Source organism: Ulvibacter sp. 2305UL32-6 (assembly GCF_058148545.1).
Window position 1 is genome coordinate 328,303 of the sequence record NZ_JBYVKA010000001.1, and the last position, 16,822, is coordinate 345,124.

Genomic DNA, 16,822 nt, shown 5'->3' on the forward strand with positions numbered 1-16,822 from the left:
GAAAAAGCGTCATTTTATTTTGCAAATACTCAATGAAAAAGCCGTCCGATTATAAATACGGACGGCTTTACAACTTATTAACTAAATTTTCTACTTCTTATTTACTTTCTTACTATTCTTTTGGTGACAGCACCACCTTCTGTATTTACAGTTACAAAATAAACAGCTGCATCTAGTTGAGAGAGATCCACCGAAATATTCTTTTTTGCGGAATAAGCTAATTCACTGATCTTTCTTCCTGCGATATCATGTATAATAACTTTATCGATGCCAGCTGTCAAGGAAGTAATATTTAAGATACTTTCAGTTGGATTTGGATAGAAGGAAACACTACTCGCAAATACATCTTGAACACCCAGAACTTCGGCTTCAAATTGTAGGGCGAATCGTCCTTCATAGGTTTGTTTGTTACTCTTAAAGCTATAATCTGTTTCTGTTAGATTAGTGATCGTACCTAAAAGATTATCTATCAAATAAATGTTGGTCGTTTCAAGTTCAGTTCCTTCGCGTTTCGCAATAGAAATAACATATTCAAGTTCTGCTGGTACTTGAGTAGTAAAGCCTAATGGAATTTTCACATTATTTTCGAAGGCTGGCATTGTTTGTATACCTAATTGTTGGGAGCCATCTTGAAGATGAGAGAAAATTGAAACAATACTGGCTAATCTTTGTGTATCTAAACGATCATCAAAACCTTCTGTTGCCTGTGCATTAAAAGCAATTCCTGTATAACTTCCAACACCATATTCAGTGTTACGCACTTCCAGTGTTAACCTATCAATTTCAGTTTCTTCATTTACATTTCGAAGGGTTGTATTACCACTTGTAAGACGCATATTATTTTCAAAGGTCAGTGTACCTATTCCTTGAGATTTTATAGCAAATCCTTGTCCAGTAGATATTACACCATTTGGAGTTGTACTGATACCTGGGTCATTTGGGGCAGGAATTCCCATCGATCCGTTGTAAATAGATAAATCATCCATATCAAAATTCATGGCATTTGACCCCGGAAGACTTGGACTTGGAGGGGTGAGATGTTCCCAAAAATAAACCTCATTTATTAGTGCATTGTTATTGATTAGCGATTGAGCACTGATAGGAGAAGCATATGGATTTGCCATTAAATGAGGTGTCCCGGTAGGATTATTCACTGGACCATTATAGCCTAACGGCATCGTAATATCACCATTATTTAGGGTACCTAAAGCATAGGTCATATCATATGAAGTAACCGCTGGATCATTATAAGCTGTTTGTGGACGAACGATATATCCCTCACCAACGTTAATAGTACTATTATACACAGCAAGCCATTTTCCATTTGTATTCTTATCATCTACAAAATTTGTACCTCCTGAAGGCACTCCCGCTAAGGGATAAAAATTGGCAGGCGTATTATTGAGCACTAAGAACGCATCAGTAAAGACTCCGTTTCTGGTTTCTGCATCCATAGGGCTACCCATGACCATAAAGTCACGATTGCTCAATACTGGTGTGGTTATTTCAACATTAATTGTTGCTGTTGGATCTTTTGTAACTGTAGCGATAGGATCTACCTGAACTATACTACCAGTGTGTTTTACAATTAGAGACCCTGTACCATTTACGCTAATGTTACCATCTAGTTTGGCATATGTATTAGCATCAATGGTTAAAGTAACTCCGTCACTCACCGTTAATGCACATGCATCAATGTTTCCATTTGTTATTGTACTATAGGTGTCTGAAATCACTACATTATTTGCTGCTGTTGGCGTTCCTAAAGGACTCCACGCTCCAGCAACCCATGTTTTTAATGGACCTGAACAAGGCAATATAAAAGAATCGGCATTTCCAAAATAGAAGGTACCGTCGAGGCCTGTAAAGTTACCTGTAAGGGTGATATTATCTCCGAAAGCTCCAATAGTAAGATTAGCAACTTCAGAAACACTTGAAGCATTGCCTCTTCCAGCTACCAGGTCTCCGCGTAATAAACCCGTAGTGGTTTCCCAACCATCGATTTCATCTTCAGAAAAGTAAAACGTAAGTGTCACATCACCCGCGCCATTTGTATTGGCTGGAGCAAGAGTGAAAGTTTTATCCATCACCAGATCCGGTAAGCTACTACCATTGTATGATTGTGCAGTAACCCCCGCTCTTGATAGGCTAACATCAGTACAACCATAATCGAAACTATCGTTATTAACTATAAGAGACATAATATCTCCGCCTGAATCATATTCATAAGCTGAGCCTGTTCCGTTTATATTCACTGAATCATTTGTTGTTCCCGAATTAACAGCAGTTTGTACGGCTGTTTCAATCGTTACATCAATGTTGACCGTATCAATAACGAGTAAGCCATGTGATGAACTTGGTGCCACAGGATTGTCATGTATCATAACAAAATATCCTGTTTGCCCTTCAATATCAGTTAAATTAACAGTTCTTGTGTCTGCTGTACTCGCAGTTGCAAAACGTTCTTCAATTAATTGTCCTGCGTCTATAGCGGCGAAGGAACTTATATCTTCTGTCCATCGTAAGGTATAATACTCTAATGATGACGAAGCACCATATACTGAATATGTGAAAGCAGTATTTGTTGCATTGTCGGGAATAGTAATCGCTTCACTAATAAGATAGTTTTCTGGATCGTATAAGGTACCAAGACCACCAATGGCAGCATCGTTTGTTACAGAACCTATACCTCGACCCACAAAATCTCCTACACCGCCAAGACCAGTAATATAAAGCCACAGCTCATTATCTACAGTACTTTCTGTATTGATCCATCCTGTAATATCTTCAAAATCTTCAGAAAAGAGTGTATATGTTGTTAAGGCTGTAGGGCCAAAATCGTCATCATTGATTGTCAGCGTTAGGCTGTCAGCATTAGTATTAGCCGTTGCATCACCACCATTATTGTTTACAGTAAAATCTACAATTAAGGTTTCATCACCTTCCACAAAATCATCATGATACATTCTAATGATTAAATTTTGTGAATCGGTACCTGTTGTAGGAAAAGTTACAGTTGGTGCCAATATCGAGAAATCGATACCGTTTGTCGCTGTTCCTCCTGCTACAGAAAAAGTTACCTCAGCATCTTGAGATGGAATCTGTGCAATATTTACAGGCACAGATATATCAGTAAAACTACAGTCTGAATTTTCCAATTGCGTCATGGTTGTTTGAGCAAATGAAATTTCTGGCGTTAGAGCCGTAACGATTCCTGTTGTGATCAATGTAAAATTCTGTGGACTGGATAAAGTTCCTTTATGTGTTACGGTTATGGTGTACATTCCGGAAGCACCACTAACGTCAATTCGCTCAAAAGGATCAACATCGTTATCACCAGTCCCGTTTGTTGTAACACCTGTTAATCTCCAAGGTGTGTATGTTGTTGCTGCCTGCGTTACACGAACGTCAAGATCATTTACCAAGCGTGATGAATTGTCATTTGTCACTGTTTGTATTGTTCCCCCCTGATCTGTCCATGAAATTGACGCCATTAGAGGATCTACCGAATTTGACTGAACTGTAATTTGATAGGTTTGCCCATTTGTTAAAGTTAATTCATCTACAATAGCACTTCCACTAGCCGCGGCTGCCGTTGTCAATGTTTCTGCTGCTTTTTTTGCGTTGAGCAATCCCCAGCCGTATTGTGCATCTGGCCCACTCGCACCCGCGTCATCAGCCGTGTGCAATGCCAACCCTTTGAGTGTAGCAGCTCTCATAAAAGAGCCGTTTAAGTTGTTATAATGTTCTTGTAAAATTAACAAGGTACCAGCCACATTGGGAGATGCCATGGAAGTTCCTGAGATAGAATTGTAGGCAGTATCAGATGTTTCATAGGTCGAATACAGACTTGTTCCATTCCCCATCAAATCGGGTTTAATACGATAATCGTCTGTAGGTCCTTCACTACTGGAACTATTTCTAGTTACGGAATTTAAAGATCCATCGCCATTAATAGAAGCATCCTGACCATTTGCGATTACGAGATTGTTTTTGGCGGTTGCATGACCCGATAATTTATCATAAGCCGTTTGCCCATCCAGCGGATCGGTATTACCGCCGTTATCATTTCCGTCGTTACCTGCAGCCACAACCATCAAAAAGTAAGGCGCGTTATACATGATATTATCCCAGTTGCGAGAATCGGAAATATACCCTCCCAACCAAAGTGTTGGTAACTGAGGGTTTCCATTTATATCCCGCATAGCATACCCATATGAGTGATTAGAAATAAGCATACCTCCTGCGGCAGCTGTGGTGGCTTCAGATTCGTCATTATTCCAATCATATCCAACCGCATCTGCTTGCCAAGCCATCCCTTTTGCAGCAGCTTGTACACCTGAAGCCATGATAGTTCCAGTTACGTGTGCCGAATGATAGTGTAAGGCCGATGTGCCATCTCCAATGGAGAATCTATTTACTCCTCCTGTACCGTCATATTCTTGATGGGTTGATCTAGCCAAACCACCATCCCATACGTGGGCCACAAGATCATCTCCATTGAGATCTAAGCCCAAGCCACCTCCAGTATTGAGATAATTGGTCCGAGTTGAAATTGCAGCATCATCATTAAATGTAGTAAAATATATGGGTGTCCCATCAGCGGTAATATGCTGTAATTCGACTAAAGTTCCATCCTCTTTTTCAAAGCGTACCGGAATATTCCGAAGTAAGGCATACGATCTGGTTTCGGATTTAGAAAGCAAGTCGGCTGCCTTAAACTGACGCTGTAACTCTAGGAGTCCTTGTGTATTGGTTGCCTCAATAACCTTTTGATAACTTTTTACATACTTACCATTATATACTGGACTTGTCGTTGTGGGTGAAACATTTGACAATTGCTTAACAGCTGTGGTATTGTTTTTATTTTGGGCTATTGCTGTAATAGATAAAAAAACGGCACAGCATAAAATAAGTAGACGTGTGAAGGGCTTCTTGATGCTCATAATAGGTGCTTTTAAAAACCTTTGGTTAGTTTATAAGAATCTCAAAAATAACTCAATTTAGCTCAAAAGCAAGTTATTTCAGATTAAAAGCATCTTTATCACCTTGTTATGCATAAAAAAAAGCGCTCTAATTGAGCGCTTTTTTTATTAATTCAGATATGTATTATCCTCCAAAATCATCAAATCTTATGTTTTCATCTGGGATACCGAAATCTTCTCCCATTTTCTGAACAGCTTGGTTCATCAATGGTGGACCACAGAAGTACAATTCAATATCTTCTGGTGCTTCGTGATGATTCAAATAGTTATCGATCACAACTTGGTGAATAAACCCTACAAAACCGTCACCAGCTTCATCGTGGATATCTTTTTTAACTTTCCAATTGTCCTCTTCCATAGGCTCCGATAAGGCCAAATAGAACTTAAAGTTTGGAAATTCATCTTCTAATTGCTTAAAGTGATCTAGATAGAACAATTCACGTTTTGAACGACCTCCATACCAATACGTAACTTTACGTCCTGTTCTAAGAGTTTTGAAGAGGTGGTATAAATGCGAACGCATCGGTGCCATTCCTGCTCCTCCTCCTACATAAAGCATTTCAGCTTCCGAAGGATTAATAAAGAATTCACCATAAGGTCCAGAAATAACAACTTTATCACCTTTCTTACAGTTGAAAATATAAGAAGAAGCAATTCCTGGATTCACCTGCATCCATTGATTCTTAGCGCGATCCCATGGCGGTGTAGCAATACGTACATTTAACATGATCTCACGTCCTTCAGCTGGATAAGACGCCATAGAGTAGGCTCTTTCAACTGTTTCGTTATTTTTCATTACCAATGGCCAAAGACCAAACTTGTCCCATTCTGCCTGAAACTTATCTGGTGTTTCATGCTCTTCAGGGTGTGCCGTAATGTCCATCTCATCAAACTTCACTTCGCAAGGTGGAATTTCAATCTGAATATATCCACCAGCCTTGTAATTCATGTCTTCAGGAATTTCTACTACGAATTCTTTGATAAAAGACGCTACGTTGTAATTACGAACAACCACGGCATCCCACTTCTTAATTCCGAAGACCTCTTCAGGAATATGAATATTCATATCCTGCTTTACCTTTACCTGACAAGATAAACGCGCGCCTTCTTTTAGTTCTTTTCTACTGAAATGTGGTGTTTCGGTTGGTAATGCTTCTCCACCACCTTCTAAAACGTGACACTCACATTGGATACAAGTTCCACCACCACCACAGGCAGACGGTAAGAAGATCTTGTTATTACTAAGGGTAGACAGCAGCGTACCGCCACTTTCAACTTCAATCTTTTTTTCGTCATTGATCGTAATAGTTACGGGGCCTGACGGAGACAACTTTTGTTTTGTAAATAACAATAATGCTACCAATAGTAGAGTCAACACTAAAAATGCCACTACGGTTGCTGCGATAACGCCTAAAGTACTTGCTGCTAAAATCATACTATTCTTGTGTTATTTCTGAAACTTCTACCACTTGGGTACTTGCTTCTTCTAAATTTTCTTTTGCTTCGGAAGGACTTAAACCGATTTCAGAATTTTTCCCTTCAAGCGAAGTGTCTTCATCACCTCCTGTTAGCATTCCACCAAAACTCATAAATCCAATGGCCATTAAACCAGTGATGATGAATGTGATCCCTAATCCGCGTAAAGGTGCCGGCACATTAGAATAACGAATCTTTTCACGAATAGCGGCAATGGCAACGATTGCTAAAAACCAACCTATTCCAGAACTGAATCCGTAATTTAACGCTAACAGCGCTGTTTCAATTTCTCTTGATTGCATAAATAATGAACCTCCTAAGATGGCACAGTTCACGGCAATTAAAGGAAGGAAAATACCAAGCGAGTTGTAGAGGGATGGTGAAAATTTTTCTACAATGATCTCTACCAATTGTACCATAGTTGCAATGGTTGCAATAAATAAGATAAATGACAAGAAGCTAAGATCGTAGTCTGCATAAGCACTTAACTCGGGCGTTTTAGTATTTCCATCTAGCCATGCCAATGCGCCCGGCTGAAGAATATACTGATCTAAAAACCAGTTAAGCGGAACGGTCACCGTCAATACAAAGATAACGGCTGCTCCAAGACCAACAGCGGTACTCACTTTTTTTGATACTGCTAGATACGAACACATTCCGAGGAAATATGCAAATACCATGTTATCAACAAAGATCGATTTGAAAAATAATTCTATATGTTCCATATATTTTAGTATTCAGTTGGCAGTGGCAGTTAATAGTGAGCAAAATGGCTCACTGTCACTGCGAACTGCAGGCTTTTTAATTCTCTTCTATTAATGCTTTATTACGTGAGCGTTGTACCCAAATAATAATACCTACAACGATCAATGCCATAGGAGGTAATACCATAAATCCGTTGTTTTCGTATCCAATAGCATACAATCCCGTTTTTGTGATAGGATCTCCTAAAACTTTAAATCCGAATAATGTTCCGCTCCCCAATAATTCTCTAAAGAACCCTACAATAATCAGAATCACACCATATCCTAACGCGTTCCCGACTCCATCAAGGAATGAGCGCCACGGACCATTACCCAAAGCAAAGGCTTCAAAGCGTCCCATAATGATACAGTTGGTAATGATAAGCCCAATAAATACGGAAAGTTCTTTACTTAGTTCGTATGCAAAAGCCTTTAAAACCTGATCTACAATAATTACAAGGGTAGCAACAACAATAAGTTGTACAATGATCCTGATCTTAGACGGAATGATATTCCGCATTAGCGAGATCACTACGTTACCAATACCCAGTACAAAGATTACTGAAATCGCCATAACGATAGACGGCTTCAACTGTGCTGTAATAGCCAGTGCAGAACAGATCCCTAATACCTGAATGGTAATTGGGTTGTCATCCGCTAGGGGATCTAATATTAGTTTTCTATCTTTTTTTGATAATAATCCCATTTCTTATTTATTTAAAGATTGAAAATAAGGCACGTACATTTTGATGTCTTTTCTCAGCATTGCTGAAACCCCATCGCCCGTGATTGTTGCTCCTGCTAAGGCATCAACTTCGTAATCGTCTTTATCCTTGTTTAAAGGATCATTATTTCCTTTAGCGACATTGATTCCTTCAAAGGTATTCCCGTTAAGGAAACTTTCCCCGGTAAAATCATCCATAAAATACCGTTGCTTGATTTCAGCACCCAAACCAGGAGTCTCCCCCTTATGGTCAAAATAAACTCCCTGAATGGTCATTGTTTTATCCATGGCAACAAAGCCCCAGATGGCATCCCAAAGTCCTTTTCCACGAACAGGCACCACATAAATTTCTTTACCGTCCTTTTCACCGACCATAACCGGTAATCTTCTTGTATATTTTGGATCTTTTGCTTTGGTCGCTTCTTTTTTAATATCAATTAAATAAGCCTCAGGATTTTCAGTAACCTTATCGCCTTCAATGACATACTGTTTTTTGATATACTTTGAAAATTCACCGGCAACTTTATCGGTTGGTATAAAGGTTACATCTCCGTCCCCTTCATTGTCATTCACATTCATTGCATAGAGAATATTCTGTTGCTTTTCAGCCTCCATATTCTCTGTGATCAAAGGCTTCAATCCACTCGCAAAGCCTGCAAGTAAAGAGCCTACAACAACGACCATAATAACTGCAAAGATGATCGTATAACTATTTTTATCTGTATTGATCGCCATAACTTATGCTGTTTTAACTTTTAAACGCTTCGCTCTTCGTTTAATATTCCCTTGTAACACGTAGTGATCAATGGTTGGAGCAAACACATTCATTAATAATATTGCTAAAAATACACCTTCAGGATAGGCCGGGTTAAACACCCTGATCATGATGGAAATAAACCCGATCAAGAAACCGTAGATCCATTTACCTTTATTGGTTTGTGAGGCCGTTACTGGGTCTGTTGCCATATAAACTGCTCCAAACAAAATACTACCTATAATAAGGTGTTGCCAGAAAGGAACATTCATCAAGCCGTAAAATTTACTGCTTTCACCTATCCATTCCGCGGCAACAACACCGTTGAAAATTAGCCCCATTGTCAATGCTCCAACAAGCGTACTGAAGATAATACGCCAGCTTCCTATTTTTGAGAATATCAAAATAAGGGCACCAATAATAATTAAAATTTTAGATGTCTCTCCTACAGAACCAGGTATAAAACCTAAAAATTGGTCCATCATACTTAGATCCATATACCCCTTTCCTTGTGCTAAACTCCCTAAAATAGTTTCTCCCGTAATAGCATCTGGTTGACCAACGGTATCTACTGCTCCCGTAACCCATACTTTATCACCACTCATCCATGTAGGATATGCAAAAAAGAGAAAAGCACGAATGGTCAATGCTGGATTCAAAATATTCATTCCAGTACCCCCAAAAACTTCTTTTCCAATTACAACACCAAAGATCACAGCCACACTCAACATCCACAATGGAATATCAACAGGCACGATGAGAGGAACTAACATACCAGTAACCAAATAACCTTCTTCAACTTCGTGACCTTTAATTACAGCGAATAAAAATTCAACCGCAAGACCTACTCCGTAGGAAACAAGCACTAATGGAATCACTTTCCACGCACCAACACTAAAATTGTCTAAATTCCAGAATTCACCACTAAAAAAGCTCATTGCTTTAGTGATTTCTGGCATAGTTTGTAAATTGTGTTGATACCCAGCGTTAAAAATTCCGAAGATCAAACACGGCACTAAGGCCATGATCACCATATTCATGGTACGCTTTAGATCATCTGCTGCACGCACGTGACTTCCCGAATGGGTCGTTTCGTTAGGCAAATACAAAAAAGTATGCAATGCATTGAATGCAGGCGCCATCTTTGTGCCTTTGTACTTCTCTTTTAGCTTATGTAAATTTTGTTTCAATCCCATAGCGTTATCCTATTTCTTTATACATTAAGTCAAGACCCTGACGTATGATCTCTTGGTGCGGCTGTTTAGACACGCAAATAAATTCGGTAAGTGCAAAGTCTTCAGGAGCCACTTCATACATTCCTAGTGCCTCCATAGCATCAAGATCTTGAACCATACACGCTTTTAAAATTTGCAGTGGATAGATATCTAGTGGAAACACTTCTTCGTAATTTCCTGTCACTACAAAGGCTCTGTGTTCGCCATTTGTATTTGTGTCTAGTTCGTATTCTTTCTTCGGAAATAACCAAGAAAAGGTCAAGGCACGTGAAGGTGAAATTTTATTGAAGATCGGTTTATTCCATCCAAAGAACTCATAATCGTCACCTTCAGGAATTACCGTTACCGTATTATCGTAATAACCTAAATGCTGTTTTGGCGAAATTTGCTTCCCCGTTAAAACATTCCCGCTAATCACACGTACATTTTCTTCGTCCATTCCAGAATCGTAAAGAAAAGTAGAAACTTCACTTCCAATTCGTGTTCTGTAGTATTTTGGTGTTTTTACGGAAGAACCTGCCAACGCAATAATACGTTCAGCATTAAACTTTCCAGTTAACAACAATTCTCCAATGATCACTAGATCTTGTGCAGCAACCGTCCAAACAGTCTCTCCTTTATTTATAGGGTCGATCTTAGCGATCTGTGTCCCTACATTTCCTGCCGGATGCGGTCCTTTTATCGTGTGCATCACAACATCTTTCATTTGAGCAAATGGAGACACGCCAGCAGCACCTATAGTTAGATGAACACTTCCGTCGGTCAACTTACTCAAAGCTGTTAAAGCAGCTTGCAATTCTTTTTCTTTCCCTTTTAAGGTAAAATCTAAATCGGCTGCTAAAGGCGCAGTATTGATTCCCGAAATAAAGATCGCCTTAGGCATAGTATCGGGATCTGCGATAACGTCATACGGACGCTGCTTTATAAATGGCCAGCATCCGGAAGCTAATAAATGAGCTCTCAGGTCTTCTGGTCGCATCGAATCTGGATTGATTATTCCAAAATCTTTAAAGCTGTCTTGTTGATCGCCTTCAATTGTGATCTTTGTGATAACGCGCTTTGCGCCACGTTCAATTTCCGAAAGAGTTCCACTTACAGGTGAAACAAACTTAATTGCCTCATTACCTTTACTGTAAAAAATAGTATCTCCTGCTTGAATTTTTTCTCCTTCTTTTACAACCATTTTTGGCGTAATTAGGTGAAAATCGGAAGGTCTGAAAGCGAAGGTTCGAGAGCGCGGTGCGTTTGAAAGTGTTTTATCCGCTTCGCCTTTTAAACGAATGGTAAGACCTTTTTTAATCTTAATGTCTTTGGACATAGGATAGTTGTGTTAAAATTGCCTTTTATCCCTAAGCGTATAATTTAGGGTGTGCAAATTTATAAAATACAAAAGCATCCCACAATTAATCTTTCCTTTTTATTTGAAAAAATGAGCAAAGCCATAAACACAATTTAAAGGCACAAAATTTGTTTATATTTAACCGCACAAATGCCATCACATGATTAAAGAAAAACTTTCCTTATTATTTCTGCTTTTCCTCACGCTGCAACTTATGGCTCAAGTTGAGGAAATTCCGCCACCACCGTATATAAAAACTATTCAATTTAAAGGAAACACAGCTCAAAGTCAGTTGCCAATTATTCGCCTTGGAGACCCATTGCAACTGTCTTTTGACGCGCTCAACGGTGAAGAAGACGACTTTTACTATGTTATTACGCATCATAACTTCGATTGGACTCCAAGCGATCTCGCTAAAAGTGAATACCTCGATGGTTTTGATGAAGTTCGAATAGAAAATTACGAAAACTCATTAAACACTTTACAGATATTTTCAAATTATCAATTGCGCATTCCAAATCGCGAAACCCGAGGCATAACCAAAAGCGGAAATTACCTCATCAGCTTTTACAACGACAATGGCGACCCAATTTTCTCTAGAAAATTTATGGTTATGGAATCTGTAGTTGGCGTTAGTGTTGAAATAAAAAGATCACGCGACCTTCAGTATATTGAAGAAAAACAAGTAGTTCATTTCACCATAGACTCCCCATCCCTATTACTTATCAATCCGAAGCAAAATGTAAAAACAGTTGTTTTACAGAACAGTAATTTAGGTACCGCCATCACCAATCTAAAGCCGCAATACACCATTGGCTCAGAACTTATTTATCGCTATGATCAGGAAGCAGCATTTTGGGGTGGTAATGAATTTTTAGCATTCGACAATAAAGATGTGCGTGTCGCCAATAATGGTATTCGACGCATCGAACTAAACGACATCTACGAAAATTTCCTATATACAGACATCCCAAGACACGATCGCCCATATACTTACAACCCAGATATAAACGGTAATTTTGTGGTGCGAAATCTCTATGCCGAAAATAATGCTATTGAAGCTGAATACGTACGATTGCATTTTAATCTTCAATATTATGATGATATTGGAGATAAAGAAATTCATCTCTACGGAAATTTTAATAACTGGAGTATTGACGGAAGCACATATTTGAGCTACAACGAAAGCACCAACAGCTATCAAAATTCACGATTATTTAAACAAGGGTATTACAATTATAAGTACGTTCTTGTAGATCGAGATGGCTCTATTGACGAAATTCCTGTATCTGGTAGTTTCTGGGAAACCGAAAATGACTATACTGTCATTGCTTATTATCGGGCCCCAGGAGCTCGTTTTGACAAGATCATCGGCATGGGACAAGCCAGTTCTACCAATATCACAAATAATTAGTCACCTTCGAAAGGTTTGCAATTGGCTTACGGCTAACAGCTACAAAACCAATATTATTTCTCCTTGAGAGAATAGACGCTATCAAACATGCAAAAAGATCTCGAATTATTTAAAAGATTAGCGCAAAAACTACTCGACGCCGAAAAAAAACAACCGGTCATTCATCCCGTGCCTGCTTCAAATATGTACGCCGAACTGGATATAACGCTGTCAGACCAGCCTACAAACGCTGCACAATTTGAGGCTGTTCTTGAGAAACTTATCTTACAGACCCCTCGTACTGCCACAAAACTATTCTTTAACCAGCTTTTTGGAGGAAGACAATCAAAAGCAACCTTAGGAGACCTTTTAGCCGTTTTATTAAACAACAGCATGTATACCTACAAAGTTGCCGGACCTCAGGTAGGTATCGAAAAAGAAATTTTACATAAGATCTCGTATCTTATTGGCTACGGAAAAGATAGCGATGGAACCTTTGCTCCTGGTGGCTCAATGACCAATTTTATGGCCATGCTTATGGCACGCGATGCACGTAAAGCAAATGTACGTCAAGAGGGTATCACTCAAAAAATGACACTATACACTTCCGAAGAATCACACTACTCTATTCCTAAAAATGCTGCCTTTATTGGTATTGGAAGAGAACAAGTGCGCTATATCCCAACAGATTCTCAAGGAAAAATGATCGTCTCAAAACTACGGGAAATAGTTGAACAGGACAGTCGTCAAGGCTTTATCCCTTTCTTCGTAAACGCAACAGCAGGAACAACGGTACTTGGCGCCTTTGACCCCATTGAACCTATTGCCGAGATCTGCCAAGAACACCAACTTTGGCTGCATGTTGATGGTGCCTATTGCGGAGGAGTGATCTTTAGCAAAAAACACAGACATTTGGTCAACGGACTCGAATTAACAGATTCGTTTAGTATTAATGCACATAAAATGCTTGGAACACCGCTAAGTTGCTCGATCATTGTTACAAAACATAAAAAGCATCTCTATAATTCCTTTTCAAATGACGCAGCCTATTTGTATCAAACAGATGGCGACGATTACAATTTGGGCAAAACATCCATACAATGCGGGAGACGGAATGACGCTTTAAAGTTTTGGACCCTATGGAAATCGGTTGGAACACGTGGCTTGGAAACCATGGTCAATAAACAATTTACGCTAGCCGATCAGGCACGTGCCTATATTAAAAACCATCCAGATTACACCTTGCACAGTTACGATGATTCCATTTCTGTATGTTTTAATTATAAAAATATTCCTGCACAGCATCTTTGTACGGCTCTATATGAGAGTGGGACTGTCTTGGTAGGCTTCGGAAATTTTAAAGAACTCGAATTTGTTCGTTTGGTCACAATAAATTCTTCGCTAGAAGCTGAAGACATTGAAATATTCTTTAATACATTAGAACGTTTTGTTGCTCAAAATACTCAATTATTTCCTTCCGAAGTACTTCAAAAGTAAATAATAAAAAAAACTACAAATCAACATCACTTAATAAAGGTAAAGCACACAGTGTATTTCAGTGCGGTTAAACACAACAGCATCTATTCTTTTTTATTAAATTTACCTCGTGACTGACCAGAATAAACCCGTTGTAACCGAAAAAAGTGTTTCCGAAAACAGCAGGCGACACTTCAAATATCGCAGTGAGACCTGTCTTAATTGCAATCACCCACTCGATCTTAGCGATCGATTCTGTGCGTATTGCGGACAACTAAACACAACCAAAAGTTTGTCGCTTAAAGACTTTTTTAGCGAATTTCTGGGCAGTATCATTGCCTATGACTCAAGACTTCGCTTTACATTAAGAGATCTCCTCTTTAAACCCGGCGTGATTACTAAAAATTACGTAAACGGACAAAGGTTAAAATACGCCAATCCCTTTCGTTTCTTTTTGAGCGTCTCTATTGTCTATTTTATTGTACAAAGCACAATAATTTGGTATACCGATGATGGCAGCAATTTTTATAAAGAAGTTAAAAAAGAAAGCGGACCAGTAGTGAAACTTTCAACAAACGATGGCTTTAATTACAATCTAATAAACACAGACAGCCTAGAAGAAAACATTGAATCTAATGTAGAACCTATTCCTGAAACAGCAAATACTACCCAATATTTAGCAAGTAACACACCTAGTGATAGCAGCAAAACTAAATACAAAACGCCAACAAAAGACCCCCTACCAAGTTACACCCTTATTGCAGAAGATAGTTTAAACAAATTTTCATGGAGTAAAGAGAACATAGAACGCACCAAGCTTTACTATAACTTTTACAAAACTACAAGCATAGAGAGTTCTGCCCAAGCTTTAGATAGTATGGGGCATAAAAATACCCGCTACCATAGATGGATTTATTCAAAAATTCCCGTTTTTGAACAAGTCAAGAAAAATCCCGGTGATTTTGGTAGGTTTCTATTAGGGAAAATTCCGTTTTTCTTATTCTTTTTTACGCCGTTCTATGCACTATTCTTTTGGCTTATCTATTCCAAAAAAAGGCATACTTATATGGAACATATGGTTTTTATCTTTCATATTTTCAGTTTCGTTTTCTTAGGAATGTTGATCTGCTCAATTCCAGATCTCTTCATTGGAGGCGACCGATTATTTGCTAGTATCTTCCTTACCTTTATAGGTCCATTTTATTTTTATAAAGCCCTTCGGAATTTTTACAAAGAAAAAAGATGGTTAACAATCATAAAATTTATATTTTTAAATAACGTTTTCTTTATCAGCGCATCGTTTAGCGCCGTTTTATTTTTGCTAATTTCAGTAGCTTTATATTAATGGTACAACAAATTACACGCGGAATTAAAGTGTCAGTGATTACACGATTTGAAGGCACCTACCACAGGGGGCTTCAAGCATTTTATACTTTTTCGTATACTGTGAGTATTGAAAACACAAGCGATCAGCCTGTACAATTGGAAGACCGCCATTGGATCATTTCCGACACTTTAAACGCCATTGAAGAAGTTAAAGGTCCGGGTGTTGTTGGCGAAACACCAGTACTCAACTCTGGCCAAAAACACACCTATCAGAGTGGATGCGAGTTACAATCTCCTTTTGGATCAATGAAGGGATATTACGGTATGCGCAATCTCGATACTGGCGAAAAGTTTCAAGTTGGGATCCCGCTTTTTAAACTAACCGCACCTTTTGCAATAAACTAGGCGAAAAGATCGCAATCTTGGCAAGCCTTATTTTTTTATTCTTCTGAAAAACATGACAAAACTGGCAGTGTGAATCATATGTAAATTCATATGGCTTATCTATTTCGAATTCTTCGGAAACATAAACCCCGTCAAAATCTAATTCTTTTTGATCGTTATACCGACGTATCCTAAAATGATTCCTCGGTAAGCCTCTTTCCGAAGTTATATAAAACCAAGCATCACTCCCAGTGCCCGTCAATTGTTGAGCGTAAATAGGCAATTTTCTTTGCACAACAGAATCTACACCTTTGTGGGGGCGCTTTTTATGAAAATAGTTTTTAATATTTTCTGTAAAAGCAGACCCTTTAAAGGATCTAACCTCTCCGTTATACACTTCAAAGATAGGTTGGCTTCCGGCTGCTTTTTCCACATTGCCAACAGTACTTGGTGTAAACTTTTTATTAAAAGACAGTGCTTTAATAATAGATCTGTCCCGGGTTGCAGCGAGAATAGTATCTGTTACAAAACGGGCGCAATTACTGCCATTCTTTTCAAACGCGCCATAAGGAATACTGCCCGCAGTCTGCAATTCACCAATAAAACTACTCGCCTTATTATAATCGATAGCATCACACACCGAAGTGAGCATCCTGCCTTCTCCATGTGTCTTTTGCGGATTAGCAGCTAACCAAAGTGCAATCTCGCTTAGATTTGTCAACTGCCCAAACTCATTTATTTCTGCAGTAAAAGGGATCTCCAACTCGACATCAGTATTAGCGCCGCGCACTCGTCCATAACCATCTGGCGTTACATACCTTCCAAAATCAAAATAACGCGCTTGTCCAGTTTTGTTCTCAATTAACACCAAAGCAGCATGACCCGCTTTAATATAGTCACGGGTTCCCAATCCTACCAACGGTAATAATTTGCAGACCCATTCGGTACTCATTGTTACAAAGGTATCTGGAAAAGCCAACACTATTA

The 16,822-nt window shown here is 38.8% G+C and carries 12 protein-coding genes; 4 read left to right on the top strand and 8 right to left on the bottom strand.

The window, feature by feature from the left end; genetic code table 11:
- Positions 1-101: 101 nt before the first annotated feature.
- The 7 genes from ACY2RU_RS01635 to ACY2RU_RS01665 all read right to left on the bottom strand — a co-directional run bounded on the left by ACY2RU_RS01635 (position 102) and on the right by ACY2RU_RS01665 (position 11,235).
- Complete coding sequence (locus tag ACY2RU_RS01635) at positions 102-4,946, bottom strand: DUF8693 domain-containing protein (RefSeq protein WP_490136659.1); 4,845 nt, start codon at positions 4,944-4,946, stop codon at positions 102-104.
- Positions 4,947-5,109: 163 nt separating this feature from the next.
- Positions 5,110-6,420, bottom strand: a complete 1,311-nt coding sequence (gene nqrF, locus ACY2RU_RS01640) for an NADH:ubiquinone reductase (Na(+)-transporting) subunit F (RefSeq protein ID WP_490136660.1) — start codon at positions 6,418-6,420, stop codon at positions 5,110-5,112.
- Position 6,421: 1 nt separating this feature from the next.
- The gene (gene nqrE / locus ACY2RU_RS01645) at positions 6,422-7,186 is read right to left on the bottom strand and encodes an NADH:ubiquinone reductase (Na(+)-transporting) subunit E (protein ID WP_490136661.1); all 765 of its coding nucleotides are present in this window, start codon (positions 7,184-7,186) and stop codon (positions 6,422-6,424) included.
- Positions 7,187-7,262: 76 nt separating this feature from the next.
- Positions 7,263-7,910, bottom strand: coding sequence for an NADH:ubiquinone reductase (Na(+)-transporting) subunit D (locus ACY2RU_RS01650; protein WP_490136662.1), 648 nt, complete (start codon positions 7,908-7,910; stop codon positions 7,263-7,265).
- A gap of 3 nt (positions 7,911-7,913) precedes the next feature.
- Positions 7,914-8,663: a Na(+)-translocating NADH-quinone reductase subunit C gene (locus ACY2RU_RS01655; RefSeq protein ID WP_490136663.1), complete on the bottom strand. Its 750-nt coding sequence runs from the start codon at positions 8,661-8,663 to the stop codon at positions 7,914-7,916.
- A 3-nt stretch (positions 8,664-8,666) separates the two neighbouring features.
- Positions 8,667-9,878: an NADH:ubiquinone reductase (Na(+)-transporting) subunit B gene (locus ACY2RU_RS01660; RefSeq protein ID WP_490136664.1), complete on the bottom strand. Its 1,212-nt coding sequence runs from the start codon at positions 9,876-9,878 to the stop codon at positions 8,667-8,669.
- A gap of 4 nt (positions 9,879-9,882) precedes the next feature.
- On the bottom strand, positions 9,883-11,235 hold the full coding sequence (locus ACY2RU_RS01665; RefSeq protein ID WP_490136665.1) for a Na(+)-translocating NADH-quinone reductase subunit A: 1,353 nt from the start codon (positions 11,233-11,235) through the stop codon (positions 9,883-9,885).
- A 181-nt stretch (positions 11,236-11,416) separates the two neighbouring features.
- Here ACY2RU_RS01665 and ACY2RU_RS01670 point away from each other — a divergent pair, with 181 nt between their 5' ends.
- From ACY2RU_RS01670 to apaG, 4 genes are all read left to right on the top strand, one after another.
- Entirely contained in the window at positions 11,417-12,670 is a 1,254-nt protein-coding gene (locus ACY2RU_RS01670; RefSeq protein WP_490136666.1) for a type IX secretion system plug protein, read from the top strand.
- Positions 12,671-12,757: 87 nt separating this feature from the next.
- Positions 12,758-14,146: a pyridoxal phosphate-dependent decarboxylase family protein gene (locus ACY2RU_RS01675; RefSeq protein WP_490136667.1), complete on the top strand. Its 1,389-nt coding sequence runs from the start codon at positions 12,758-12,760 to the stop codon at positions 14,144-14,146.
- A 109-nt stretch (positions 14,147-14,255) separates the two neighbouring features.
- The gene (locus ACY2RU_RS01680; protein WP_490136668.1) at positions 14,256-15,470 is read left to right on the top strand and encodes a DUF3667 domain-containing protein; all 1,215 of its coding nucleotides are present in this window, start codon (positions 14,256-14,258) and stop codon (positions 15,468-15,470) included.
- Positions 15,470-15,856 carry a Co2+/Mg2+ efflux protein ApaG gene (apaG, locus tag ACY2RU_RS01685; RefSeq protein WP_490136669.1) on the top strand — a complete coding sequence of 129 codons (387 nt, stop codon included), beginning with the start codon at positions 15,470-15,472 and terminating at the stop codon, positions 15,854-15,856. Before ACY2RU_RS01680 ends, apaG begins: the two co-directional genes overlap by 1 nt.
- Here the strand turns inward: apaG and ACY2RU_RS01690 are convergent.
- Positions 15,825-16,814, bottom strand: coding sequence for a DUF6695 family protein (locus ACY2RU_RS01690; RefSeq protein ID WP_490136670.1), 990 nt, complete (start codon positions 16,812-16,814; stop codon positions 15,825-15,827). The two genes, apaG and ACY2RU_RS01690, sit on opposite strands and share 32 nt — an antisense overlap.
- Positions 16,815-16,822: the final 8 nt, after the last annotated feature.